13 protein-coding genes and 1 pseudogene are annotated in these 25,267 nt (G+C 69.2%); 5 read left to right on the top strand and 9 right to left on the bottom strand.

What is annotated here, in order from left to right; translation table 11 throughout:
- Positions 1-11: 11 nt before the first annotated feature.
- The gene (locus tag ACWGKT_RS25825) at positions 12-1,322 is read left to right on the top strand and encodes a hypothetical protein (protein WP_453275565.1); all 1,311 of its coding nucleotides are present in this window, start codon (positions 12-14) and stop codon (positions 1,320-1,322) included.
- Positions 1,323-1,401: 79 nt separating this feature from the next.
- Here ACWGKT_RS25825 and ACWGKT_RS25820 read toward each other — a convergent pair.
- The 3 genes and pseudogenes from ACWGKT_RS25820 to ACWGKT_RS25810 all read right to left on the bottom strand — a co-directional run bounded on the left by ACWGKT_RS25820 (position 1,402) and on the right by ACWGKT_RS25810 (position 2,659).
- Positions 1,402-1,815 (bottom strand): annotated as a pseudogene (locus ACWGKT_RS25820) (PIN domain-containing protein).
- The gene (locus tag ACWGKT_RS25815) at positions 1,815-2,057 is read right to left on the bottom strand and encodes a type II toxin-antitoxin system VapB family antitoxin (RefSeq protein ID WP_453275564.1); all 243 of its coding nucleotides are present in this window, start codon (positions 2,055-2,057) and stop codon (positions 1,815-1,817) included. Before ACWGKT_RS25815 ends, ACWGKT_RS25820 begins: the two are co-directional and overlap by 1 nt.
- Positions 2,058-2,122: 65 nt before the next feature.
- The gene (locus ACWGKT_RS25810) at positions 2,123-2,659 is read right to left on the bottom strand and encodes an ATP-binding protein (protein WP_453275563.1); all 537 of its coding nucleotides are present in this window, start codon (positions 2,657-2,659) and stop codon (positions 2,123-2,125) included.
- A 156-nt stretch (positions 2,660-2,815) separates the two neighbouring features.
- Here ACWGKT_RS25810 and ACWGKT_RS25805 point away from each other — a divergent pair, with 156 nt between their 5' ends.
- Both ACWGKT_RS25805 and ACWGKT_RS25800 read left to right on the top strand, forming a co-directional pair.
- A complete protein-coding gene (locus tag ACWGKT_RS25805; protein ID WP_453275562.1) occupies positions 2,816-3,697 on the top strand; it encodes a helix-turn-helix domain-containing protein in 882 nt (293 codons plus the stop codon).
- The gene (locus ACWGKT_RS25800) at positions 3,694-3,885 is read left to right on the top strand and encodes a DUF397 domain-containing protein (protein ID WP_453275561.1); all 192 of its coding nucleotides are present in this window, start codon (positions 3,694-3,696) and stop codon (positions 3,883-3,885) included. Before ACWGKT_RS25805 ends, ACWGKT_RS25800 begins: the two co-directional genes overlap by 4 nt.
- A gap of 71 nt (positions 3,886-3,956) precedes the next feature.
- On the opposite strand, the gene ACWGKT_RS25795 is transcribed toward ACWGKT_RS25800, so the two are convergent.
- The 6 genes from ACWGKT_RS25795 to ACWGKT_RS25770 form a co-directional block, all read right to left on the bottom strand.
- Entirely contained in the window at positions 3,957-5,603 is a 1,647-nt protein-coding gene (locus ACWGKT_RS25795; protein ID WP_453275560.1) for a hypothetical protein, read from the bottom strand.
- Between the two features lie 64 nt (positions 5,604-5,667).
- Positions 5,668-6,060: a hypothetical protein gene (locus ACWGKT_RS25790; protein ID WP_453275559.1), complete on the bottom strand. Its 393-nt coding sequence runs from the start codon at positions 6,058-6,060 to the stop codon at positions 5,668-5,670.
- Between the two features lie 179 nt (positions 6,061-6,239).
- Positions 6,240-10,415 carry an Eco57I restriction-modification methylase domain-containing protein gene (locus ACWGKT_RS25785; RefSeq protein WP_453275558.1) on the bottom strand — a complete coding sequence of 1,392 codons (4,176 nt, stop codon included), beginning with the start codon at positions 10,413-10,415 and terminating at the stop codon, positions 6,240-6,242.
- Positions 10,415-13,360, bottom strand: a complete 2,946-nt coding sequence (locus ACWGKT_RS25780; protein WP_453275557.1) for a helicase-related protein — start codon at positions 13,358-13,360, stop codon at positions 10,415-10,417. The genes ACWGKT_RS25785 and ACWGKT_RS25780 overlap by 1 nt, the downstream gene beginning before the upstream one ends.
- Before the next feature lie 41 nt (positions 13,361-13,401).
- Complete coding sequence (locus tag ACWGKT_RS25775; protein WP_453275556.1) at positions 13,402-19,734, bottom strand: protein kinase domain-containing protein; 6,333 nt, start codon at positions 19,732-19,734, stop codon at positions 13,402-13,404.
- 321 nt (positions 19,735-20,055) lie between these two features.
- A complete protein-coding gene (locus ACWGKT_RS25770) occupies positions 20,056-21,585 on the bottom strand; it encodes a helix-turn-helix domain-containing protein (RefSeq protein ID WP_453275555.1) in 1,530 nt (509 codons plus the stop codon).
- Between the two features lie 382 nt (positions 21,586-21,967).
- Here ACWGKT_RS25770 and acnA point away from each other — a divergent pair, with 382 nt between their 5' ends.
- A complete protein-coding gene (acnA, locus tag ACWGKT_RS25765) occupies positions 21,968-24,685 on the top strand; it encodes an aconitate hydratase AcnA (protein WP_453275554.1) in 2,718 nt (905 codons plus the stop codon).
- 104 nt (positions 24,686-24,789) lie between these two features.
- Complete coding sequence (locus ACWGKT_RS25760; RefSeq protein ID WP_453275553.1) at positions 24,790-25,182, top strand: hypothetical protein; 393 nt, start codon at positions 24,790-24,792, stop codon at positions 25,180-25,182.
- Positions 25,183-25,267: the final 85 nt, after the last annotated feature.

Genomic DNA, 25,267 nt, shown 5'->3' with positions numbered 1-25,267 from the left:
AAGGGGAGACGATGACTGACGACCGCACGACGACCGTGCCCGTGTGGACGCTGGCGACCGCTGACGTCCGGGTGCCAGGGTTGACCGCGGGCGAGTCGATGACGGCTGAGCGCCTGGCTGAACTGCGCGGAGTGCTGGCCGTCCTGGCCGACGAGCCGATCGTCACGCTGGAGGCGCATCCGCTGCCCGACAAGATCGACCGCGGCCGTGGCATCCCGCTCGACGCCGCTAGTCCCTTGGCGCAGCACCTGTCGCAGTTCATCACGCAGTCGACGCGCACTTCCCTTACGGCGGCCAGAGCGACCGCTTCCGGCGAGAGTCTGTATCGCATGGTGGTCCCGGCGAAGGTCGTCGCCCAGTTCGGGCAGGGCGTCGTGCGCCCGATGGTGCCGAAGGGGGCGGCCGGTGCCATCTACGGTGAGCTCGTGAGCTCGTCGGGCAGGATCGCCGCCAAAGCGAAATTCGTGCCGGTCGGAGGAGCGGCTGCGGCGGGCACGGTCGGCGGGGCCGGTGCCACCGCCGGTGCCGCTGCCGCCGGCGGTACGGCCCTCACCGTGGCCGCTCCGCTCGTGCTCATGGCCGTTGCGGTGGGGGTGAGCGCGCACGCCGACCAGAAGCGCCGGCAGGCCATCGAACACATCACGGAACTGCTGGAGCAACTCCAGGAGGACAAGCTCGACGACGAGCGCAGCGCACTCGACGGCTGCCGTGCCGCCATCGACAAGGCCACGGCCATCCTGCTCGATCAAGGCAAGCTCGGTGTCTCGCTGGGACTCGATTCGGCGGTGCACACCATCGACACGGCGCTGAGCAAAGTCGAGATCCGCCTGGGCCGATGGCGGAGCGCGCTCGACGGAGTGCCCGAGGGCGAGGCCGTCGAACTCGGCACGCTGACCAAGTCGTTCCCCGGCGTCGACGACCAGGGCGGCATGTTCCGCGCCCACCTCGAACTCGCCGCCCTGGCCATCGCGCTGAAGCGGCGGGTCGTCGTCCTCCAGGCCGTCGAGCATGCCCAGAGCGATCCCGGCAATCCGTTCGAGAGCTTCACCCGGGAGCTCAAGCGCGATCAACAGTGGCTCGACGAACTGGAGTCGGGCATCGCTGGTGTCCTGGTACGCCTGTCAGCCCTGGAACTGGCACGCCCTAACGGTCTGCGACCCGTCTTCACGACCGGTGAGGTCGATCGCCTCATGAGCGCGGCACACCGGATTCATCAACTGGGCCGTGGCGTCACGGTCAGCGGTCGCCCGAGGGACGTGGCGATCGAGATCGCCCGCGACAAGGACGGCTCGGTGGTCGTGTTCCCTGCGCTGCCCGCGTAGACGTTGACGCGCTCGCACTCACTTCATGAGTGGTGCGGGGTTGCCCGAAACCTCGAACGCGGTCGTGGCTCTCTTGGCCTCACCGGTCGGCACTGCCAGGTGCGACGACCCATTCGGTGGGCTGGCCGGTGAGGGAGGCGATCATGTCGAAGTCCCCGTCGTAGTGGAGGACCGTTCGCTGGTTCAGTTCGGCTGTGGCGGCGATCAGCAGGTCGGGCAGGGACGGAGCGCGGTGGAAGCCCGCGTTGAGGGCATGGCGCTGGATCTCAAGAGCGCGGGTGAAGGCGGCGTCGTCGGTTCCGAGGTAGTCGAAGGCGTGGAGCCAGGTGCTGATGCGAGTGGCTTCCGAGCTGTCCCCTGCGGAGTGGATCATCTCGAACTCGGGGGGCAAACAGCGAGGAGGTAGCGCTCGTGCAGAGGCTTGAGTACCTCCTTCACTCGGCTTCGTCCAGCGGGCGAGGGCGGATTTGTCGATCAGATGGCGGTCCTGCATCAGGCGGCTGGGTCTCCCCCGCGTTGGAGGGAGCCGTCCGCGTTGCGGAGGCCGGTGTTCTCGACGATCTCGCTGAAGTTGAACTCGCCGGCGTCCATGGCGTCGAAGCCCTCCTGTCGCAGGTGCCTCTTGACGGCGTCTTCCATGGCGAGGCGGACGGCCTTGGCCTTCGTTTTGGTCCCGAAGATGCGCATGGCCTCGGCGACCATGTCCTCGTCGAGGTCGATGACGGTTCTGGCCATGTGGACGATCCCTTCGGAGACGATTCCGACAGTGAAGCGATACCATTCCTTGCTCCCGAGAGATATCACTTGAGGTGAGAGTCCCCGTCGCGGAGGGACGGCTGCGGCGTTCGTGGTGACCTGGTGCGCGGGCATTCTCTGTCGGTGACGGCAGTCGCCTCCCATCGCGTTGAGAGCACGGCCCGGACGGTCTTCCCGCTGGGCGGGTAGGGGACGCAGTCCCAGCGGTCGGCGAGGGCGGTGACGAGCGCCAGGCCGCGCCCGCCGAGGCGGAGCACATCGGAGCCGGCGGCGCCTGTCACGATCTGCGGGTAGAGGTCCCCCCGGGCGTCGCTGACCTCCACGCGCAGGCGGCCGCCCGACGGGTCGAAGAGCAGCGTCAGCCTGAAGCAGCGGCCCGGCACGAGACCGTGGAAGACGGCGTTGGCGGCAAGCTCCGCGACGACGGCTTCGGCACGCTCCGTGAGGGCCTGCGGAGCGCCCCAGGACCGCAGCTCGGTGACACCGAGCAGCCGGGCGAGCCGGGCGCCGCGCCGTGTGGACGACAACAGCTGAGTGAAGGTGACTGGTGAGGTGGCGAGTTGGGGCGTGGCTTGCTTCATGGCGCCAGCGTGACGGTCGGGTGTGACCGGGCGCGAGCACCGCACCCCGTACGCGGAGTGAGCGTACGAGCGCATGGAGTGGACAGTACGCGTGTCCGGCCGTCACGCTGAGTGTTGAACGTGTGCGGGCCCGAGGGCTGGAGAGAGGGGCGGCGGATGGACATCGTCGAAGCGGAGGCGGACACGGGCGTTGGTGCCCGGACGGTTCCGGCGGGGGAGGGGGAGCGGGAGCCTCATCCGTCGGACAGTCTGCGTACGTTCGGCGCGGTCGTCCAGGCGTTACGCGAGCATGCGGGGCTCAGTCGGGGAGACCTCGCCGCTGTCGTCCAGTACTCCAAGCACACGGTGGAGTCGGTGGAGTTGGGCCGTCGGATGCCGGACGAGGCATTCATCGAGCGTGCGGAGGAGGCGCTGGGGAACACCGGCGCGCTGCGGAGGGCTGCCCGCCATCTCAGCCGTGGTGAGGTGGGACTCGCGGCGTGGTTCCGGCGGTGGGCACGGCTGGAGCGGGAGGCGGTGAGTCTGTGCACGTACGAGTGCCGGCTGGTGCCGGGGTTGTTGCAGTCGGAGGCTTATGCGCGGGCGGTGTTCGACAACAGCATCCCGCTGCTGACCGATGAACAGACGGAGGCGCAGCTCACCGCGCGGATGGAGCGGCAGCGGATGGTGCGGGAACGGCCGACCGTGCCGTTCAGCTTCATCGTGGAGGAGTCGGTGTTCCGGCGCAGGCTGGGTGGGGTGCACGTGCAGGCGAGCGTGCTGGACCATGTGCTTGCGCTCACCGCGCCGCGTAATGTGACGCTTCAAGTGGTGCCGCTGGAGTTGGAGTTTCACGGCTGCCTGGACGGGCCTGTGCGGACCTTGGAGACGGCGGAGGGGCGTCGACTTGGCTACTCCGAAGGGCAGCAGAACGGGCGACTGATCTCCGACCCGAAAGAGACAAGCCTGCTCTGCCGCCGCTATGAAACACTGCGCTCGCAGGCCCTGAATCCCAGGGAATCCAGGGACCTGCTGGAGCGACTGCGAGGAGAGCTATGAGCAGCGATAGGACTGAACTCGCCTGGTTCAAGTCCAGCTACAGCGGCACCCAGGGTGACGACTGTGTGGAGATCGCGATCGTCGAACAGGCTGTTCACGTACGGGACTCCAAGGACCTGGCCCGCCCCGCCTTTGCAGTCGGTCAGGACGGCTGGGGGCAGTTCGTGCAGTTCGCGTCGGAGTGCTGAGCATGAGGTGTGCTGTCCGCCGCGTCTGATGATGGACCGGCGGACAGCACACCTTCTTGAGCGGAGAGGCGTCAGGTGAGGGTGTTGCGCAGGTGCGGGCCAAGGTACCCGACGTACACCTTTCCGGAGCGGGCACAGTCGTCGTAGAAGTGGAGGCGCGGGGCAATCGTGTTGCCCCCGCCGATCTTCAGGTGGGCCTGCATGAAGACTCGCCCGTCGGGGTCCACCGCCTTCGGTACCGGAAGCATGCGCTCACCGCGCAGTTTCGGTTTGCGGGCGACGGTGTCCGACTCGCGCATGGCCACCTTGGCCGCGGGGAAGGGGAAGTCGCTGGAGGCGTCGGACTTGCACCAACTCAGGAAATCGCCGGAGGCCGCGCCATCGGCGGAGGACCGGGCGAAGTGCTCCAGGGCCAGTAGCCCGTCCCAGGCGACGTACAGCCAGTTGTCCACCGACTGGCTGTCGAGGGACCGTGTGATCTTGGGGTTCCCGGTGAACGAGATGCCGGGCAGCTCGTCCAGGCGGTCCAACAGCTCGGAGAAGGTCGTCGGGTAGGTGATGTCCGCGGCGACAGCCGCCGTGTGTGCGACGGCGAACTGCCCTGCATCCTGCAGCTGTTCACGCAGGAAGCGTATGAGCCGCTGGGACTCCTGGACCTTGTCGTACAGTTCCTCGTTCTCGCCGCGCAGTTCGTTGCTGGCTTGGTCCGCCTTCGCGAGTTCTGCGTACAAGTCGTTGATCTCGCTGACTCGGATGGCTTCTGCGCGCTCCGCCTCGTCCAACAGGGCTGTCAATGCCGCATTCTCCGTGCGGAGCTGAGCGACGTCTGTGCCATCCGGGGCCGATCGGGGTCGCGTGCGCTGGCGTGGAATGCTGAGCAGGGCGGCAGGTAGTGGTTGTCGGGAGGACAAGCGCTGGGGAAGCGCAGCGAGTATGGAGGCCGCGCGCCGGGGGTCGGCCTCGATGGTACGGCGCGACATCACGGGGTGACGTTGTGCGTCGGGTTTCCAAGCCGGGTCGAGCCCCGGCAGGTAGGTGCGGACGCCACCTCCGAACACGGGGTGGTACTCCAGCGCGGCGTTGAACTTGGACTGTGCTTCCGGGGTGAGCACGTACAGCACGGCCAGCCCGTGCAGATAGCGGAAGAGCGGTTCGACAACCGATCGTGACCAGTCGTCGGGATCTTTCCCATACGGCACCGTTGCGATGACGACGGGCATCCGCCGATTGCTGTCGCACAGTTCCTCTATTGCGTCGTCGACGTCCTCGGCCTCGATGAAGACCGGCGCAGCGGAGACATCGGCGAGTGCGTCACGTGCCTCCAGCGCGTCCAGGAGAGAACGGACGATGTTCGGTGTGTTGGCGCGCTTGGGGAAGTCACCTTCGCGGGCTGGCTGATGCTCGATGTCGACCTGCACCCATGTACGGCCGTCGTCCTCCTCGATGCCGGAGCGCACGATGAGCGTTGACTGCCAGGTGCCCGAAGCCGAGGAGGGCGTTTCGCGCATGCGCCACCGACTGTAGGCGCCCTTACGGCCGGATTCCGAATCCCGGTCGAGGGTGGCATGAGCGGCGATCTCAGTCCGCCCCTCGTCCAGCCCGGACGGGTCGTACCCCTTGCCTCGGATCCATTCGAGCAGCTGTCGCTCTGCGATGCCGCATGCCTTGACGTAGTTGAGTTCGGTCGAGACCACCATGCGGTAGCCGCGTGGTTCCATGGACTCTCCTTGCTGGGGAGTGGCGCGGGACGCTTCTGAGTTCGGGCCGGGCAGCCTTGCTGCCTCACGCCTTGTCGGCCGGCTCGTAGCCGAGGGCCGCACGGTTGATGAAACGGTCGCCGAGGTCGCGCACAGGTGTGGGCTTCGGCTTCTGGGCCGTGGCATTCGCCGCGGACTTCTTCGCGACAGGGTTCCGGCTGGCGCGAGTGGCGAGTGTCCGCTTCGGCTTCTTTCTCTTCATCGCGGCAGGCGTGCCACGCGCCGCGTACTTTTTGCGGAGCTGCGAGAGCTGCTCGCGTTCCTGGACGGTTAGCTCGGCGGGCAGCGCGTTGACGAGGGCCCGGGCCCGGCTGAGGGCGTAACGCGCTGAATGCCAGCGCTTGCTGCTGATCGCCAGGCGCGCTTCTATGACGGCCTGCCGCAAGGCCTTGAGCTTCGCGGGTTGCCGGCGTGGCATGGGGGCCTCTGCTCCGCTGCCGCGCCGCTGAGCGGCGGCACGCGTCCCCCAGTCCTTACCCGAGGTCAGGACGACGGCCGAACGAGGGTTGCTGGTCTGGCTTCGACGTACCACGTGGCGTTCCTTGCGGGAGCGGTGGGCCCCTGGGCGGCCGGAGATACGGCCACCCAGGGTGTGGGTCAGCCGTGGCGGGGGCCCTGGCCGGGGGGCGGGGTGAGCGTCGAGCGGTAGGTGCCGGACTCGGCCTCGGTGAGGGGGGACTCCAGGGTGAGGCCGGCCGCGGCCATGCGGTCGTACTCGGAGAGGACCAGTCGCTTGGTGCGGTACTCGCCGAACTTGGCGATCTCGTTGTTCTTGAGGCCACCCGACTCCGATTGGAAAGATTCCAGGATGTAGTCGGTGTCCTCGCGGGAGATCCCATAGAGGTGGAAAAAGTATGCGTCCAGCTCGGCACGTAGCTGAGCGCGGCGGTCCTCCCTCCACTGGAACGGTTCACCGTTGTCGCCTAGGTCGCGGGCAAGCGGTGTCATGTCGTAGGCGGTGTAGACGAGTTCGAGGACGCGTGGAAGGAGGAAGGGGAGGTGGGGTTCGAGGGTGGTGGGGGTGGGGACAGGGAGCTGCTTCCAGATGAATGGCTTCATATGGGCGTCACTGATCTTCTGACGGCTCACGAAGTCGAAGACCAGGGAAGACTGGGTAGCGACCATAGCTGCGACCAGTGGGGGTGTGACGCGGGGGAGCATCAGCGTGCAGGTGTTGCCGACGGCCGTGCGCGGGAGGAAGGCGGGGATGGCGGTGCGCTCGTTGGTTGAGGCAGTGACGTCGCACCAGCCGCTGAGCCATCCATGGTCCCAGCGCTCCTCAGCGAGACGGAGCTCGATCCCCTTTACGTGAACGTCCTTGTTGTTACGCCGTGTGGGGATCGTTCCGTCCTGTTGAATCCAGTTGAGCGGCAGGGCCAGGCGCGCGGGATCCTGTAGCTCGCGGGCGGGCAAGTACTTGGGCTGGTTTTGGCGATTGACGGCGGTCAAGCTCTTGACGACGTCGGCGGCACGGTGGTTAAAGAAGTCCACCATCTTCGCCTCGTACAGCGGCAGCATCCGCCCCCCGCCCCGCTCGAAAACGTTGCCCTGCAGTTCCCACCCCTCGGCTTCGAGCCTCTCGCGGCTGCGGAAGAGGTCGGAGTCGTCGGTCATGTCGAAGAGGCGCTTGAATGCCATGCTCCACGGATTGCCGTCCCTTCGCCTCTCGTTCCACAGCACTGGCACGCGCCGGTACACGTCGGCCGTGATGTTCGCCTCGCGCTGTGTGCGGAACACCGGGAGGGTGCCCGTGTTCGGGTTGATCCGGGCCAGGTCCTCCGGGTCAAGGGCGAAGACCCTGTTCGGGTCCTCTAGGTCCGTGATGTCGGACAGGAAGAAGCCGACGCGGCTGGCGTCCGCGCGCGCGGCGCGTCCAGTGAGGGAGAACAGGCAGAACTTGTAGCTGGCGTGCACGCTGTCAAACCACCTGCCTCCTTGGGGCAGCGCAGGCGACTTCGGGCGACGGTTCTCGAAGTCGTACAGCGATGCCAGAGCCCCCCGCCGTGTGAAGTCTGCGAACAGATACTGGGAGCCCGCGCCGGTCGCGATCGCTGTCGGCAGGATCAGACCGAACCGTCCCTCGGGCGCGACCACGTGCGCCATCCGCTCGGCGAACAGGGGGTCTGTTTGTAGGGAGTTGACGCCCTTGACCGTCAGCCCCTTCGCGCACAGCGGGAACACCCCAGAGTCTCCCGCAAAGTGGAATGTCCCCTTGATCGCGCGCCGCGCCTCCCGGTAAAGCTTCCCGGCCTCCGGGTTCTCTCCCTCCCACTCGGTGATGCGAGTGCGGCGGGCCGTGCCGGAGATGTCCGCGATCTCGGGGGCGACCACGCTGAAGTACTGCTTGTCGTGGAAGTCGACCTTGTCCCACGGCGGGTTCCCCACCACACACGAGAACCCGCCCTCCCACCCCGTCACCGAGTCGACGTCGCCTGTGTCCACCGATGCGTCGCCGTTCTCTGGGACCCTGAAGACTTCGGGGAACTCCAGGTGCCAGTGGAAGAAGGCGTACCGGTCCCGCAGGCGCACGATCTCATCATGGGTCGACTGCGACGCTGTGTCGCCCTCGGGGTCCTCCAGACCCCGAAACACCTTGTGGGTGACAGCCGGCGGCGCGTCCTCGCGCTTGACCCAGACGAACGCTGCGCACCAGGCATCTGCCAAGTGCAGAGCATGCAGGTACTCAGCCGAGGTGGACCAGTCGCGGTAGGCGGCCTCCTTGCGGCGGATGTCGGTGAGGTCGGCGGCCGGGGCAGCGGTGATCCGGCGCAGTCCACGCGCGAAGGACCCGTTGGCGACCTTCGTCTCCGTCTCGATCTCGAACAGGCCGCCCTGGCCCTCCCGTTCCAACGCATTACGGGCGAGCAGCGACCGCGCCCAGGCGTCGTCGTCGCCCTCCGCCCTCTTGAACGCCTTGTCCGGGATGCCGGCCCGCATCAGGGCCGGGGTTGCCCCGACCAGACCGTTGCCGTGCCTGATGTGGGAGTCGAGGAACCCAAGGGGGCGGCCGGGCTCCATGGCCTCCAGCCAGAGGGACACCTTGGCCAACTCCACCGCCATGGGGTTGAGGTCCACGCCGTACACGCAGCGCTCGACCACCTCGTGCAGGGCGTGGCGTACGGCATCGGCCGTGGGTTCGGGGTTGCGCTCGCGGACGGAGGCCAGACGCTTGGCGATGCGGCGGGCCGCCGCCACGAGGAAGTGGCCGGAGCCGCACGCGGGGTCGCACACCGTAAGAGCGAGGAGTTCCTCGACGATCGTGTTGGCGGGGTCGATACGACCCTCCGCGCTAGCACGCTGCTCGCCGCGCTTGACGGCGTCGTCTATCACCGGATTCAGCGTCGAGTCGAGCAGGGTCTCGGTGAGCGCGGTCGGGGTGTAGTAACTGCCGGTCTTCTTACGGTCGTTGCCGATACGGTCGACCAGTTCGAAGGTGCGGTCGGCCGCGCTGTGCTTGGGCACCAGTTCCAGCAGGGCCTCGTACACGGAGCCGAGTTCCTCGGCGCCCATGTGCAGGTAGTCGACGGGACGCCAGCGGGCGGAGCCTGCGTCGCGGACGCGGGCTAGGTGCTTGACGGCCTCGAACAGGTGGCGGTTGGCCAGTCGTACACCGCGCAGGGGCTCATCGGCGGGAGTGTCGTTGAAGAGGCCGCCGAGTCCCTTCAGGCCCAGCTCGGGACGGCCCGCCTCGGAGCCCAGCGCCTTGATCAGCAGCTCCAGGGCGCGGTACTGGTCGTCGTGGGCGGTGCCCAGGCGGCGCAGGGCGTGGCGGCGGAGGCGAGCAGTCGAAAAGTAGCGGGCGAAACGGTCGCGGGTCCGCTCGTCTGCCTCGGGGTCGAGTAGGGCGCTCCGGTCCTCGGCGACGAAGAGGAAGATCATGCGGTAGACGAGCCGCAGCAGCGCCGTCTGGAACGTGTGGACGTCCAGGCGCTCGCGGAGTTCGTTGTTCTGCGGGTGGCTCAGGAACCCGGTGCCGAGGATGGTGAGGGCCTCCTGGACGCCGTCGCGGAAGTGCTCGAGGGCGCGGCTGCCAGACTCGATGGAGACCGTCCGCCACTTCTCCAGCCAGCACCCCGAAGCCGCCGCCCCCTCCGCCACCGCGAACCGCGACGCGTGCAGCAAGCTGTACAGCAGCACGAACTCGCTGAACAGTTCGCCGTCGAAGATGGCTTCCAGGTCGAAGTCGACGTAGGCCGCGGTGGAGAAGGACGAGGAGTCGCGCAGCAGACGCAGGTGGCGGCCGTTGGTGAGGACCGCCCACAGGTGGGCCTCGGTGCGGTTGAGGCAGTCCTGGAGCATGGACTGGGCCGGTACCTGGCCGGGGGCCGGTCGCTTGTCCAGCTCCTGGTTCCACGGCAACAAATGGACCAGCGCCGGGCCGTGCCGGTGGGAGACCGGGAACCGCTTCTCCGGGTCGGAGTCGGCCGCGATGCCCGCCCCGCCGACCTCCGTCAGCGCACCGAAGTCCAGCTTGCGGAACAGCTGGGCGAGCCAGTCGGTGTCGGCCCGGCCCGTCGGGTCGGCAGCGGGCGCACCCGTGGTCGGGTTCGAGGGCAGGGCGGCGCGCAGGTCGCGCCAGAGGGGCTTGAGGTACTCCCAGGCGCGCTCGGCCTCGTCGCGCACGGGGACCGAGGCGGGCAGGCCGTAGTCGGCGGACTTCGTGCCCGGCAGGTTCCGCGCCTCGGCGATGCGCAGCAGCATGTCGGCGGGGAGCAGGCCGCCGACCGTGGTGACGGCGGTGAAGGCCAGGGCGGTGCGGGTGGCGGCGGACATCAGGCTTCGGCTCCGGTGACAGTGGAAACGGGCTGCTGCGGCAGGTAGACGTACACACCGAGGACGTCGGCGGGCTCCTGCGGGACGACCTTCAGGCCACGGACGATCTCCTCGTTGGCCTTGCGTACACGGCGGTGCGAGGCGTCGAGTTCGGCGGCCAGGCGCGTGCCGTACTCGGTGAGGTGCGCGGACAGGTCCGGCAGACCGTCCAGGGCGCGGGTGATCTGGTTGCGGGCGAGCTGCTCGTGGGTGTTGGCGCTGGCCCGGGCGGAGAGGAGCGCCGCGGCCTTGTCGTCGTCCAGCCAGCGGGCGCGCGCCGGCATCCCCTCGTAGGCGAGCAGCCGGGCGTCCTCGGCCACCACCTGCCGCTCGCCGGTGCGGGACGGCAGGGTGAGGTGGAAGCGGTAGCGGACCAGCAGGAGCGTCGTGCGGATGCCGACCGCGTCCGTGGTGACCACACCGCAGCGGCGGGCCGGGCGGGGGCCCGGGGTGTTCGCATCGAGCGCCGAGTCCAGGACGTAGGAGGCGATGGCGCCGATCGCCGGGTCGGTGCGGACCAGCGCGGCCTCACCGCGGCCGATCGCCGGTGTCGTACGGAACGGGATCTGCCGGTCCTCCTCGATCAGCCGTCCGCCGAGGGTGGCGGCGAGCGCGTCGCGCAGACCGGCGGGGGCGCCGCCGGCCTGCGCGGTGAAGTCGCCGTTGCCGTCGCGTGGTTCGAGGACCAGGGCGTCCAGGTCGCGCAGCGCCTCCAGGGCGAAACCGCGCACCTCGTCGGCGCCGCCGAGCGCGGCCCGTACGGCGGCGACCTCGCGGGCCACCTCCTCCGGGTGGATGGCGCGCTGGGCGTACTTGGAGCGGGAGGTCTTCTCCCGCTCGGCGGCCGAGTTCCACTCGCGCTCGATGCGCTCGAAGGACTCCTGGTGGGTGTCCAGCTCGAACAGGCTCTCCTGGCTGCCCTGCCGTCCGTGCAGCAGCAGCCACTCCACCACGGCGTCGGTGACGCCGGACGCGGTCTCGTCGGGGACGGAGACGGAGATGCCCAGGTCCTTCTTGATCTGCCGGTGCTTCTGGAACAGCACCTCGAGGACCTTGCCGTCGATGCCGTTGTCCTCGCCGAACATGGTGATGACCCGGACCTGGTCGCGCTTCTGGCCGTAGCGGTCGACGCGGCCCTCGCGCTGGTCGTGGCGGGTCGGGTTCCAGGCCAGGTCGTAGTGGACGACGGCGTCGAAGTGGTGCTGGAGGTTGACGCCCTCGGAGAGGCAGTCGGTGGCGATCAGCACCCGGCGGACGGCCGGGTCGCCGTCCTCGGCGGACTCGGCGGCGAGCTGCTCGATGCGCTCCAGACGCTGCTGCGGGGAGAGAGTGCCGGTCACCGCGGCGATCTTCGTCTTCTTGCCGAGCTTGCCGTCGAGCTGCTCGGCGAGGTATTCGGCGGTGGGGATGTAACGGCAGAACACGATCGGGTGGTAGCCCTCGGCGATCAGCTTCTTCAGATGCCCGGTGAGAGCCTTTAGCTTCGCGTCCTCGCCCGGTCCCACCAACTGCGCGGCCCGTTGGGCCAGATCGAGCAGCCGCGCGCCCGCGTCCTCCGTCTCGGCGGCGCCCGGCGCGACGTCCATGCCCTCCAGCCGGTCGTTGTCCGCGGAGTCGGAGGCCACCGGGGCGCCCAGCACGTCCGCCTCGTGCGCGGTGCGGGCCGTGGCGGACTCGGAGCGGGTCTTCAGGGTCTGCGCGGCGGCCGCCGGCGAGGAGACCATCGAGCGCAGCAGCGCGATCACCGACCACCAGGCGATACGGGCCTCCCGCTTGCCCTGCTCGCCTGCCCGCTCGACGCGGTCGCGGGCGTAGGCGATGGCGTCGTCGAGCAGCGCTCGGTAGGCGGGGGTGAGCCGGTACTTCTCGTCCTTCGTCCAACGGTCGGACGGGAACGCCGTCCGCTCGGCCAGTGAGTCGTCGGCGAGGCCGTCCTCCTTGGTGAGGTAGTCGCGGACGTCGGCGCGCTTGCGGGCCACGAAGTGCTCGGCGAGTTTCGCGCGCCCCGCCGGGGACTCCAGGTCCAGCGTCGCGAGTTCGGGCCGCACCAGGCCGAGCAGATTACGGAACGCGGACTCCTTGCCGGAGTGCGGCGTCGCGGTCAGCAGCAGCAGGTGCCGGTCGGCGTCGGCGGAGACCCTGCGCAGCAGCTCGTAGCGGAGCTGGTTCGAGGCCGACGACGCGCTACCCTGCGCGGCGTCGTCGGCGGCCACGCACGTGTGGGCCTCGTCGACGATCACCAGGTCCGGGCAGTGCCGTACGAAGTCCTCGCGGTGCCGGGTCGACTTGATGAAGTCCGTCGAGATGATCGTGAACGGGTGCTTGTCGAACAGGGACTGGCCCAGCTCCAGACCGCGCTCCAGGCGCGACACCGTGGAGGCCAGTACCAGTTCGGCGTCGATGCCGAACTTCTCCCGTAGTTCCCCCTGCCACTGCTCGGCCAGTGCCGGGGAGCACAGCACGGCCAGCCGGGTCGCCTCACCCTGAGCCAGCAGCTCCTTGGCGATCAGGCCCGCCTCGACCGTCTTGCCGATGCCGACGTCGTCCGAGATCAGCAGCCGCACGGTGCGCTGCCGCAGCGCCATCAGCAGCGGGACCAGCTGGTAGGCGCGGGGTTCCACGGCGATCGACGCCAGGGAACGGAATGGGCCCGCACCTGACCGGAATCCGATGCGCAGCGCCGTGCGCAGCAGACCGGCGGCCCGCTGGTCGCCCAGGTCGGCCGGGCTCGGCGCCGCGAACTCGGCGGGACGTACGTCCTCGAAGGAGGGGAAGACGGCCGCGATGTCGTCCTCGCTCCCGCCCAGTGGGCGCAGCACCAGCATGTCGGCGGCGCTCTCGGGCAGCACCACCCATTCCCGGCCACGGGCGGCGACCAGCGAGCCGGCTGTGTACGTGAGGCTCATGAGATGTCTCGGTTCCTAGAGGTCCGCAAGGGGTGAGGCGATCAACGCAGGTGGAAGTAGGCGGCGTTGTTGTCCGCGAGGGCGTCCCAGTCCATGTCCGTCGAGAAGCGCAGGACGTCCCAGCCGTGCTCCTCCAGGCGATACCCGGCCTCGATGTCACGCGTGGAGTCGGCCGGATGGCCGACGACGTCGACGAACACGGCGAGGTTGGCACCGTCCAGACGGAAGACGAGGTCCGGGCAGGCCCCGGCCTCCGGGACGAGGACACCGACCTCGTCCGGCAGCCGGTAGCCCTTCGCCCTCAGCCATCCCAGCAGATCGCCTTGCGCGACCAGGGCCGCCAGATCCGCCTCCACCGTGGTCGGCGAGGTGCTCCGGGGCGAGGCGCTCGCGGGGGCGAGCCTGCGGAAGCGTTCGCTGCGGGACTCGCCGCGGTCCTCCCGCTCGGTACGGGCCTCGGCCAGCTGAACCAGCAGCGGCCGGGCGGCGAGCCGGCTCAGCTGGCGGTGGTGTGTCTGGTTGCCGTACGTCAGCAGGCAGGCGTAGCAGCCGCGGGCGCACTTCTCGCCGTCCGCCGGACCACCCTGGTCCTCGCCGGTGTCCGGGTCGAAGTGGCAGATCTCCAGTGCCGTCCGGGCGGCCTTGGCGAGGGCGTCCTTGTCGTGCTGGATCCGGCGCAGCACACCGGCGCCGCCCTCGGCGGCCTCCGTGAACAGCATGTGGCGGCGCGGGCCTTCGTCCGGCGGCAGCAGCTCCGCGGTCAGTTCGGAGTCCTCCAGCTCGAACGCCGCCTCGATGCCCCGCTCCAGCGCGTACAGGAACGACCACGCCACCGGCTCGGGCAGCGGCTCCTCAAGGGTGACCACGAGGATGTTGCGGCGGTCCTCCACGAAGGGCAGGACCCGCTTCTTGCGGCGCTTCTCGTTGCCGTCCTCGTCGACCACCGGCATGCCGGTGCCCTCGATGGCGTCCGCGGCGGCCCGGTCGTTGAGCCAGCGGCCGTCACCCAGGTCCAGCCAGTAGCCGTCGTGCTCGCCCTTATCGCGCACGCGGCCGAGGTTGGTGATGCGGACGGTCGCGGAATCGCCGTAGTCCAGGTCGAGGACAGGCGCGCCCGCGGCGTCGGTGACGTGCGAGGTGAGGCGTCCCTTGCGGGCACCGTGGTCCTGGAACGCGTACGAGGTCTCCAGCCGGAAACCGGCCCGGCGGCGCTCCTCCTCGTCGGAGGAGATCCGCTCGCGCGGCGTGGTGTACACGGTGTGCAGGTGGAGCAGACCGGTGCGCTTGCTGCCCAAGTCCGCCCCGCACATCGTGCACTTGTCGGCGCCGGGCTTGACGGCATAGTGGTAGCCGCACCCGTCGCAGCGCCTGGCCTCCGCCGTCGCCAGGTCGCCCGAGACGTCCGGCGGCAGCTGTACCCGGGTGACCTGGTAGCGGGCACCCTCGTGGTAGATGAGCGCGCCCGGTCCGAACTCGCGGATCGCGAGGAACCGGGGACGCTGCAGGTAGTCGCCGTCGGCGTTGCGGCGATTGCCCGAGCGCGGGATGTACGCGGCCAGCGGCAGCCGGGGGAAGCTGTAGCCGGGCAGGAACCCCTCGGACGCCAGATAGCGGTACGGATTGAAGTCGCTCATCACCGACTTGCTGTCGACGGAGCGGTTGAGCAGCAGGTTCGTCTGTGTCTCCGCCTCCCGGCGGCGCGAGCGGGCCCGGCTCTGCTCGCCGGGGGAGAGCGTGTGGTCGACGACGCGCTTGTTCTGCTCGTACTGGTCGATGACGGCCGTCCGGAACAGGTCACGCCACCGCTCGAAAGCGGCGTCGAACTCCTGCGGTGCCCGCTCGATCCGGTCCTCGATCCACTCGTCGTACCACCAGGTGGTCGACTCGAATTCCGCGATCAGCGGGGCGAGGACGGTACGGGCGGTGGCGGCCGCGCGCCTGCGGGCATCCTCGTCCAGGGAGCGGCTGAGGAAGTCGGGACGGAGCGGCAGCGGCATCTGCGGATCGGGGCGGTCGTCGCCCTCGGGGTCGTAGGCGACATCGACGACGTCCGGGATCGCGGTACCGAGCTTCATGTCGGTCTCCGCCAGCCAGATGCCCTGGAGATGGGAGCGGACCAGATCCTCGTTGGCCAGGTCCAGACGCGGCGGGGCCACCTGGCCCGACACCATGTCCTGGGAGCGGCGGAAGTAGTACTGGTCGTGGCTGTTGCCCGTCGCACAGTACGTCGTCACCAGCGCGGGCTGACCGGAACGGCCCGCCCGGCCCGATCGCTGCGCGTAGTTCGCGGGGGTCGGGGGCACATTGCGCATCAGCACGGCGTTGAGCGAGGAGATGTCCACGCCCAGTTCCATCGTCGGCGAGCAGTACAGCAGGGGCAGTTCGGCGTCCCGGAACAGCCTCTCGCGCTCCAGACGGTCCTCCGGAGTGACCTGAGCGGTGTGTTCCCGTGCGAACAGGCCGGCCAGCTCGGCGGCGGCGGTCCGGTACAGGTCGCGGAAGAACGGGTTGACCCGCGGGCCCTCGCCGCTGGTGTAGGTGCGCGCCAGGGGATCGACGGCGCCCCGCTCGCCTGTTCCGGCCCGCCAGATCAGCGCGGCCGCAGACACCCGGTAACCGGTGCGCTTCTGACCCGCGCGGCGGCGGTAGGCCGGACCGGACTGCTCGGGGGCCGCGTCCACCTCGCACACCAGGTAGGCGTCACGCAGCACGATCAACAGGTCCTCGATGACCTTCTGGACGTCGTCCAGGTGGACGTCGCGCAGGTCGGGCATGTTGCGCCGCAGATACTTGCCGAACTTGCCCCGGGCGGACAGGAACTGAGCGGTCCGCTCCATTCCCGGCCGCGAGCCGTACGGGTAGGCGGTGCCGACGGCCGGCCGGTCGCTCTCGCCGAGTACCCACGGCCCGGTCAGTCGCTCCTCGCTCGCCCGCTGCAAGGTGTCGAAGTCGTCGCGGAAGTACTGCACATCGATGGCGAGGGCACGCCGCATGAAGTCGAGCAGCGTCCGGGCGATCTCCTCGCGCAGTGCCGGATCGGCGTCGCGCAGCGCGGCGTGCGCCAACTGCCAGCGGTCGCGGTCGGCGGCGATGACGCCCAGGTCCTCGTAGTCGATCCGCAGCAGGCCCGTCTGCTCCAGGTTGGGCATGGTGATGCGCCAGCCGCGCTCCAGGTCGCGGTAGAGGCGATATCCCACGACATCACGGAAGGCCTTTAGGGCCCGGCGCTCCATGGACGGAGCCAGGTTGGCGCCGGCCGCGAACTCGCGGGGCGTCAGGCCCATCACCTCGGTGACGGCCTCGGCGAGATCGTCGTGGCTCAGGCCCTCCTCACCGGCGCGCACCGCGGCCTGGTAGAGGGCGCCACGCAACTGGGTCACCTGGGCGAAGTCGTTGAAATGCCCGGCCTGCAGCGAGGCGTCCTGCCGGTTGTCGACGAAGGTGAGGAGCTTGCGCGCCTCCTTGCCCAGGCTCTCCTCCGGCACCGCCCGCAGGGACTTCACGATCGACGCGGAGATCAGCGAGGTCGCCGAGGAACGTCCCTCCTGATCCAGGGTGGCCAGCTTGGCGAAGTCCCGGCCGCGGGTCTGCTCGTAGGAGACCTGGCAGTGCACGCAGAACAAGAACGGAGCCGGGACGAAGGCCGCCACCAGCCCCTCGCCCGACTCGTTCCCGTGGGCGTCCACGACGACACGCTTGGGCAACCGGGGCCTGTAGGACTTCTTGACGACCGTCACATCCTGCGCGTCCCGCTCCAGCCACGACTCCGGCAACCGCCGGTCGTCCACGGCCTTCTGCGGATCGGCCGGCCACTCGTAGTCCTCCCCGGGCATGCCCAGGTAGAGGTAGCCCTCGCCCTCGCGGCCCCCGGAGGCGGAGGTGTCCCGACGCGGCTCGTACCGGAACGTGCCGCCGTCCTCGGCGCGCCAGACGGTCAGATACTCCTGGCCGCACTCGCGGCAGAACGCCAGCGGGAACAGCGGCTTGCCGTCGCTGTCCGGCTGCTCCAGCTGATAGGTGCGGGTCAGCGGCCGGGTGAGCGGGTCCTCAAGCGTCGTGTAGACGGTGTCGCCCTTGGAGAGGAACTGGTGCAGCCGGAACGCGAACAGCGGCCGCTCCGTCACCGGATGCTTGGCCTGCGCGCCCGCCTCCAGGGTCGTCCGGATCGCCTCGCGCACGCTCTCCTCGGCCACGCCCGACTCGTCGGCCAGCTCGGCGGCCGCCTCCTCGACGGTGCCCGGCGCGCAGCGACGAAGCCGCCCCGTGTCCTGCTCGCGCTCCAGACCGAACCGGGACTCGACCCAGCGGGCCAGCGGGTCCTTCGTGAGTGACTCGTACGAGCGGGGCGCCGCCGGGACCCGCAGCCGCTCGGCGGGCACGGAGTCGGGCGCTTCCTCGGTCGCCCGGATCAGGGTCTCGCCGATGACTCGCCTCGGCAGCACCGTCGTACCGAACAGCCGGCCTGCGACCCTGGCCACCTCACGCTGCTGGTCCTCCCAGGAGCCTTCGGTGGACATGGTCGCCGAGGTGCCGATGCATTGGAGGGTCGCGGAGGCGCGACAGGCCTCACGCACCCGGCGGATCAGGAACGCCACGTCCGCGCCCTGCCGGCCCCGGTAGGTGTGCAGCTCGTCGAAGACGAGGAACTGGAGCCCCTCCGCCATGCGGATCAGGCTGGACCGGTCGTCCGGCCGGGTCAGCATCAGCTCCAGCATCACGTAGTTGGTCAGCAGGATGTCCGGGGGGTTCTTGCGCAGCTCGCGGCGCTCCTCCGTGGACTCCTGGCCGGTGTAGCGGGCGAAGGTGACCGGCTCGCGGCCCTTCCCGAAACCATGCCGCAGATACTTCTCGAGCTCGCCCAGCTGCGAGTTGGCCAGCGCGTTCATCGGGTAGACGACGATCGCCCGCACCCGGCCACCCGCGTCCGGACCGGCCGCCTGACGTTCCTTCAGTACGTGGTGCACGATCGGGACGATGTACGCCAGCGACTTGCCGGAGCCGGTTCCCGTGGTGAGCACATAGGAGTCGCCCGCCTGCGCGGCCTCGATCGCCTGTCGCTGGTGGAGGTGGAAGGTGAGCGGTCGGCCGTCGGGGCGCGGCGAGGTCTCCTTCTTGCCGGCCTGGAAGATCTCCGCGCACTTCGGGTGCAGCACGCCGTCCCGCACGAGGTCGGTGACCTGGCCGCCGTCGGCGAAGAACGGATTCAGTGACAGCCAGGGGTCGGGCCACTGCGACTTCGCCGCCAGGTCGTCCGCGACGAAGCCGTCGATGCGGGCGTCCCGGATCACCGTCGCGCTCCTGGTGAAGTCCTCGTACTCGCTGATCAGATCGGCATGGATGCCGAAGACGTCCATCGCCTCGGGCAGCCGCGGCTCTCTGCGCGGCACCGGTGCGGGGGCGGCCGGGGCGGGCTCGGGAAGCAGGGCACGCAGCCGTGCCACCGGGTCCATCGCCTGCCAGTGCGGAGCCAGCAGGGCGGCCGTGTCGTCCGGCGCGAGCGCGAGCGGGATCAGCGCCTCGCGCACCTGGGCGGCGTTCTCGGGCCGGTTATCGGCGTCCTTCTCCAGGAGGCGGTCCACCAGCCGGACCAGCTCGGCGGGCAGGTCGGGGCGCACCAGGGTCAGCTTCGGCGGGGCCTCGTGCTGGTGCTGTTCGGACAGCTCGTACGGGGTCCTGGCGGAGAACGGCGGCCGTCCGAGCAGCAGCTCGTACAGGATGCAGCCGAGCGCGTAGAGGTCGGCCGAAGCCGAGACATGCTCGGCGCGGAACTGTTCGGGTGCCATGTAGCGGGCCGTGCCGACGCTGACGCCCGTGCTGGTCAGCCGCGTCTGATCGGGATCGTCGACGACCGAACCCATGCCGAAGTCGAGGACCTTGACCGTGCCGTCGCGGGTCAGCATCGCGTTGGCCGGCTTCAGATCGCGGTGGACGACCCCGGCGGTGTGGGCGGCGGTGAGACCGGCGGCTATCTGCGCCCCGACGGCGGCGACCCAGGAGACCGGCAGCTGGGGCTCCTCGTCGATGAGGTCCGCGAGCGGATGACCGTCCAGCAACTCCATGGCCAGGTAGGGCAGGCCGCTGCCGCCCGGCGTCCGGTCCACACCGCCGTCTATCAGCAGGGTGAGGTTCGGGTGGCCCTGGGAGAGCATGCGCATGATCCGCACCTCGCGGCGGAAACGGTCGATCTCCTTGTTCGACCCCGACGCGTCGACGGCGACTCCGGTCCGGGCGCGCAGCACGGTCTTGACCGCGACCGCCCGGTGAGGGGAGTCCGGGGCGGCCTGGAGGTCTTCGGCGCGGTGTACTTCACCCATGTTCCCGCGCCCGACGATCCCCGTGATCCGGAACCGTCCGTCGACCGTCTCCTGGCTCACTGGCCCTCCCCGTCTCACCCGTCGCATACAAGGTGGGTACATTGCGTAGGGAGCGTATACCTTCACCCGTTGACGAGCATCACACCTTCACGTTGACGATGTCAACGGAAGTTCATGCCGCCCCTGCGCCGTGACCGGAAAGCCTCGCTCCTCTGTTCCTCGTGCTTGGAGTCGCCCTTCTCGGTGCAGGCCTCATGGGAGGCTGGAGCACTTCGATCGAGGCCGGAAGTCCCTGAGAAATCCCAGAGACGCCGCCGCATCCGTCCTGACCTGTGTTCGTGCTGGTCGGAATGGGTGCGGCGGCGCTCATCCGGAGGGGTGTCAGATGTCCCGGAAGATCTCGATCTGCGCCCCGATCGAGTTGAGGCGCTCGGCGAGGTCCTCGTAACCCCGGTTGATGACGTACACGTTGCGCAGCACCGACGTGCCCTCGGCCGCCATCATCGCCAGCAGGACGACCACGGCGGGGCGCAGCGCGGGCGGGCACATCATCTCGGCGGCGCGCCAGCGGGTCGGGCCCTCGACGAGTACCCGGTGCGGGTCCAGGAGCTGGAGCCGGCCGCCGAGGCGGTTGAGGTCCGTCAGGTAGATGGCCCGGTTGTCGTAGACCCAGTCGTGGATCAGCGTCTTGCCCTGGGCGACCGCCGCGATGGCCGCGAAGAACGGGACGTTGTCGATGTTCAGGCCCGGGAACGGCATCGGGTGGATCTTGTCGATCGGGGCTTCGAGCTTGGAGGGGCGGACGGTCAGGTCGACCAGGCGGGTGCGGCCGTTGTCCGCGAAGTACTCGGGCGACCGGTCGTGGTCGAGGCCCATCTCCTCCAGGACCGCGAGCTCGATCTCCAGGAACTCGATCGGCACCCGGCGCACCGTCAGCTCGGACTCGGTGACCACGGCGGCGGCCAGCAGGCTCATCGCCTCGACCGGGTCCTCGGAGGGGGAGTAGTCCACGTCGACGTCGATGTCCGGCACGCCGTGCACGGTCAGGGTCGTCGTGCCGATGCCCTCGACCCGTACGCCCAGGGTTTCCAGGAAGAAGCAGAGGTCCTGGACCATGTAGTTGGAGGAGGCGTTGCGGATGACCGTGACGCCCTCGTGGCGGGCGGCGGCGAGCAGCGCGTTCTCGGTGACGGTGTCCCCGCGCTCGGTCAGCACGATGGGCCGGCCGGGCCGCACGGAGCGGTCCACCTGGGCGTGGTACTGGCCCTCGGTCGCGGCGATGTCCAGGCCGAAGCGGCGCAGCGCGATCATGTGCGGCTCGATGGTGCGCGTGCCGAGGTCGCAGCCGCCGGCGTACGGCAGCTTGAAGTGGTCCATACGGTGCAGCAGCGGGCCGAGGAACATGATGATGGAGCGGGTGCGTACGGCCGCGTCGGCGTCGATGGCGCCCATGTCCAGCTCGGCCGGCGGCACGATCTCCAGGTCGACCCCGTCATTGATCCAGCGGGTGCGCACGCCGATCGAGTTGAGCACCTCCAGCAGGCGGTACACCTCCTCGATCCGGGCGACCCGGCGCAGCACCGTGCGGCCCTTGTTGAGGAGCGTGGCGCACAGGAGGGCGACGCAGGCGTTCTTGCTCGTCTTCACGTCGATGGCACCGGACAGCCGGCGGCCGCCGACCACTCGCAGATGCATCGGGCCCGCGTAGCCCAACGAGACGATCTCGCTGTCCAGGGCTTCACCGATTCGAGCGATCATCTCAAGGCTGATGTTTTGGTTGCCCCGCTCGATGCGGTTGACGGCGCTCTGGCTGGTGCCGAGTGCCTCCGCGAGCTGTGCCTGTGTCCAGCCGCGGTGTTGCCGGGCGTCACGGATGAGCTTGCCGATGCGTACGAGGTAGTCGTCTGCCATGAGGCTGAGGCTATCTCAGATATGAGATGGCGCCTGTTGAGGGGGCCGTTCGGGTGATGGCGTGTCAGTGTACGTCCGGCGTCCGGGTGTTAATCAGCTCATGTCGTACATGAGTATTGCGTACTGATTTGCGAAGGAAGGGGCTATCGGTCCCCTCCGTGTGGGCCATGCCACTGAACATCGGGGCGGCTGAGTCGGGGCGGACATGACCATCCGGCGGCGGTGTACTAGAGTTATCTCGACATCGAGATATCTGCCGAGGAGCACCGCAGCCGCCACCCCGGTAAGGGTTACCTAACTTAGCCTTACCTTAGCGGAACGGTCGAGATGCCGTGGCGGCAGGATCGTGGTGAGTACGCGCACATCAATGAAGGAGACTGTCGTGTCGGCGAACAGCTTCGACGCCCGCAGCACGCTGCAGGTGGGCGACGAGTCGTACGAGATCTTCCGGCTGGACAAGGTGGAGGGCTCGGCCCGGCTGCCGTACAGCCTCAAGGTCCTGCTGGAGAACCTGCTCCGCACGGAGGACGGCGCGAACATCACCGCCGACCACATCCGCGCCCTCGGCAACTGGGACTCCCAGGCGCAGCCCAGCCAGGAGATCCAGTTCACGCCGGCCCGCGTGATCATGCAGGACTTCACCGGCGTTCCCTGTGTCGTGGACCTCGCGACCATGCGTGAGGCCGTCGCGGCGCTCGGCGGCGACCCGGCGAAGATCAACCCGCTCTCCCCGGCCGAGATGGTCATCGACCACTCCGTCATCGCCGACAAGTTCGGCACCAGCGACGCCTTCAAGCAGAACGTCGAGCTGGAGTACGGCCGCAACAAGGAGCGCTACCAGTTCCTGCGCTGGGGCCAGACCGCGTTCGACGACTTCAAGGTCGTCCCGCCGGGCACCGGCATCGTCCACCAGGTGAACATCGAGCACCTGGCCCGCACCGTCATGGTGCGAGGTGGGCAGGCGTACCCCGACACCCTCGTCGGCACCGACTCGCACACCACGATGGTCAACGGCCTCGGTGTCCTCGGCTGGGGCGTCGGCGGCATCGAGGCCGAGGCCGCCATGCTCGGCCAGCCGGTCTCCATGCTCATCCCGCGCGTCGTCGGCTTCAAGCTGACCGGTGAGCTCAAGCCCGGCACCACCGCCACCGACCTCGTGCTGACCATCACCGAGATGCTCCGCAAGCACGGTGTCGTCGGCAAGTTCGTCGAGTTCTACGGCGAGGGCGTCGCCGCCACCTCGCTCGCCAACCGCGCCACCATCGGCAACATGTCGCCGGAGTTCGGCTCCACCGCCGCCATCTTCCCGATCGACGGCGAGACCCTGAACTACCTCAAGCTGACCGGCCGCTCCGAGCAGCAGGTCGCGCTCGTCGAGGCGTACGCCAAGGAGCAGGGCCTCTGGCTGGACCCGACGGCCGAGCCGGACTTCTCCGAGAAGCTCGAGCTGGACCTGTCGACGGTCGTCCCCTCCATCGCCGGCCCGAAGCGCCCGCAGGACCGCATCGTCCTCGCCAACGCGGCCGAGCAGTTCAAGCAGGACGTCCGCAACTACGTCGACACCGTGGACGAGGCGGGCCAGGAGTCCTTCCCGGCCTCCGACGCCCCCGCCATCCACCCCAACGGCGCCCCGTCCAACCCGGTCCAGGTCACCGCCCCCGACGGCACGACCTACACCCTCGACCACGGTGCGGTGACGGTCGCGGCCATCACCTCCTGCACCAACACCTCGAACCCGTACGTCATGGTCGCCGCCGCCCTGGTGGCCAAGAAGGCGGTCGAGAAGGGCCTGACCCGCAAGCCGTGGGTCAAGACCACCCTCGCCCCGGGCTCGAAGGTCGTCACCGACTACTTCGACAAGGCCGGTCTGACGCCGTACCTCGACAAGGTCGGCTTCAACCTGGTCGGTTACGGCTGCACCACCTGCATCGGCAACTCCGGCCCGCTGCCGGAGGAGGTCTCCAAGGCCGTCAACGACCACGACCTCGCGGTCACCTCGGTCCTCTCCGGCAACCGGAACTTCGAGGGCCGTATCAACCCCGACGTCAAGATGAACTACCTGGCCTCCCCGCCGCTGGTCGTCGCGTACGCCATCGCGGGCTCCATGAAGGTGGACATCACCAAGGACGCGCTCGGCACCGACCAGGACGGCAAGCCGGTCTACCTGACCGACATCTGGCCGACCGAGGCCGAGGTCAACGACGTCGTGGCGAACGCCATCGGCGAGGACATGTTCAACAAGTCCTACCAGGACGTCTTCGCGGGCGACGCCCAGTGGCAGGCGCTGCCCATCCCGACCGGCAACACCTTCGAGTGGGACGCCGAGTCGACGTACGTCCGCAAGCCCCCGTACTTCGAGGGCATGGCCATGGAGCCGGCCCCGGTCGTCGACATCGCCGGCGCCCGTGTGCTCGCCAAGCTGGGCGACTCGGTCACCACGGACCACATCTCCCCGGCCGGTGCCATCAAGGCCGACACCCCGGCCGGCAAGTACCTCACCGAGCACGGTGTGGAGCGTCGTGACTTCAACTCCTACGGCTCCCGCCGTGGCAACCACGAGGTCATGATCCGCGGTACGTTCGCCAACATCCGCCTGCGCAACCAGATCGCGCCGGGCACCGAGGGCGGCTACACCCGCGACTTCACGCAGGCCGACGCGCCGGTGTCGTTCATCTACGACGCCTCGCGCAACTACATCGAGCAGGGCATCCCGCTGGTCGTCCTGGCCGGCAAGGAGTACGGCTCCGGCTCGTCCCGCGACTGGGCCGCCAAGGGCACCGCGCTGCTGGGCGTCAAGGCCGTCGTCGCCGAGTCGTACGAGCGCATCCACCGCTCGAACCTCATCGGCATGGGCGTCCTGCCGCTGCAGTTCCCGGAGGGCGCCTCCGCCGAGTCCCTCGGTCTGACGGGTGAGGAGACCTTCTCCATCGCCGGCGTCACCGAGCTGAACAACGGCACCACGCCGCGCACGGTCAAGGTCACCACCGACTCCGGTGTCGAGTTCGACGCGGTCGTCCGCATCGACACCCCCGGTGAGGCCGACTACTACCGCAACGGCGGCATCATGCAGTACGTGCTGCGCAACCTGATCCGCAAGTAAGCGGCTCGGTACGGCAGTCGAGGGCCGCACTCCCGGAAACGGGGGTGCGGCCCTTCACCGTGTCCGGCCCGGGTCATCACCCACTCGGCGCCACCCTGTTCCGTGTGCGCGCCGCGACGGCGCTCCACCCGGGGCTCGCCGAGGACCTGACCTTGCTCGGGGAGAGCATTCGGCCGACGGGGATGCTCGCGGCCCGGTTCGACGCGCACGGCAGGATCCTCTCGGTGGCGGTCGTCGGCCAGGACGCCGGCCCGCGCGCTCTCACCACCGCCCGGCGGGCCGCGCCGGCGGGCATCACGCCGGACGGTCCACCCGGCCTCGCGATCACCACGGCGGCACACGGAGGCCGCATCCACGTGGACAGCGCCCCGGGCCGTACCGAATTCACCGTCGAGCTACCCGCAGCGGGACCGTCCGCCCCGGCCGGGAACCCCGCCTCGCACGGCACGCACCCCGTCGCGCTCCGCCCCACCCGGGCGCTCGGCAGCTCCGCCTGAACCCGGCCGGGCCCGGCCACCCCGGACCGTGGCGATCAGCCCGCGGCTCTGCTCTGCTGGAGGTGAGCGGCGCCCACCCGCACCG

This window comes from Streptomyces sp. NPDC054794 (assembly GCF_053611585.1).
This window is presented reverse-complemented; position numbering and strand designations above follow the sequence as displayed.

Excerpts from the sequence above, each read along its gene's own strand:
- ACWGKT_RS25790 (WP_453275559.1), bottom strand. The coding sequence starts at position 6,060 with ATGCCACGCCGGCAACCCGCGAAGCTCAAGGCCTTGCGGCAGGCCGTC.
- ACWGKT_RS25810 (WP_453275563.1), bottom strand. The coding sequence starts at position 2,659 with ATGAAGCAAGCCACGCCCCAACTCGCCACCTCACCAGTCACCTTCACT.
- ACWGKT_RS25800 (WP_453275561.1), top strand. The coding sequence starts at position 3,694 with ATGAGCAGCGATAGGACTGAACTCGCCTGGTTCAAGTCCAGCTACAGC.
- ACWGKT_RS25795 (WP_453275560.1), bottom strand. The coding sequence starts at position 5,603 with ATGGAACCACGCGGCTACCGCATGGTGGTCTCGACCGAACTCAACTAC.
- ACWGKT_RS25825 (WP_453275565.1), top strand. The coding sequence starts at position 12 with ATGACTGACGACCGCACGACGACCGTGCCCGTGTGGACGCTGGCGACC.
- ACWGKT_RS25780 (WP_453275557.1), bottom strand. The coding sequence starts at position 13,360 with ATGAGCCTCACGTACACAGCCGGCTCGCTGGTCGCCGCCCGTGGCCGG.
- ACWGKT_RS25805 (WP_453275562.1), top strand. The coding sequence starts at position 2,816 with ATGGACATCGTCGAAGCGGAGGCGGACACGGGCGTTGGTGCCCGGACG.
- ACWGKT_RS25770 (WP_453275555.1), bottom strand. The coding sequence starts at position 21,585 with ATGGCAGACGACTACCTCGTACGCATCGGCAAGCTCATCCGTGACGCC.
- ACWGKT_RS25815 (WP_453275564.1), bottom strand. The coding sequence starts at position 2,057 with ATGGCCAGAACCGTCATCGACCTCGACGAGGACATGGTCGCCGAGGCC.
- ACWGKT_RS25785 (WP_453275558.1), bottom strand. The coding sequence starts at position 10,415 with ATGTCCGCCGCCACCCGCACCGCCCTGGCCTTCACCGCCGTCACCACG.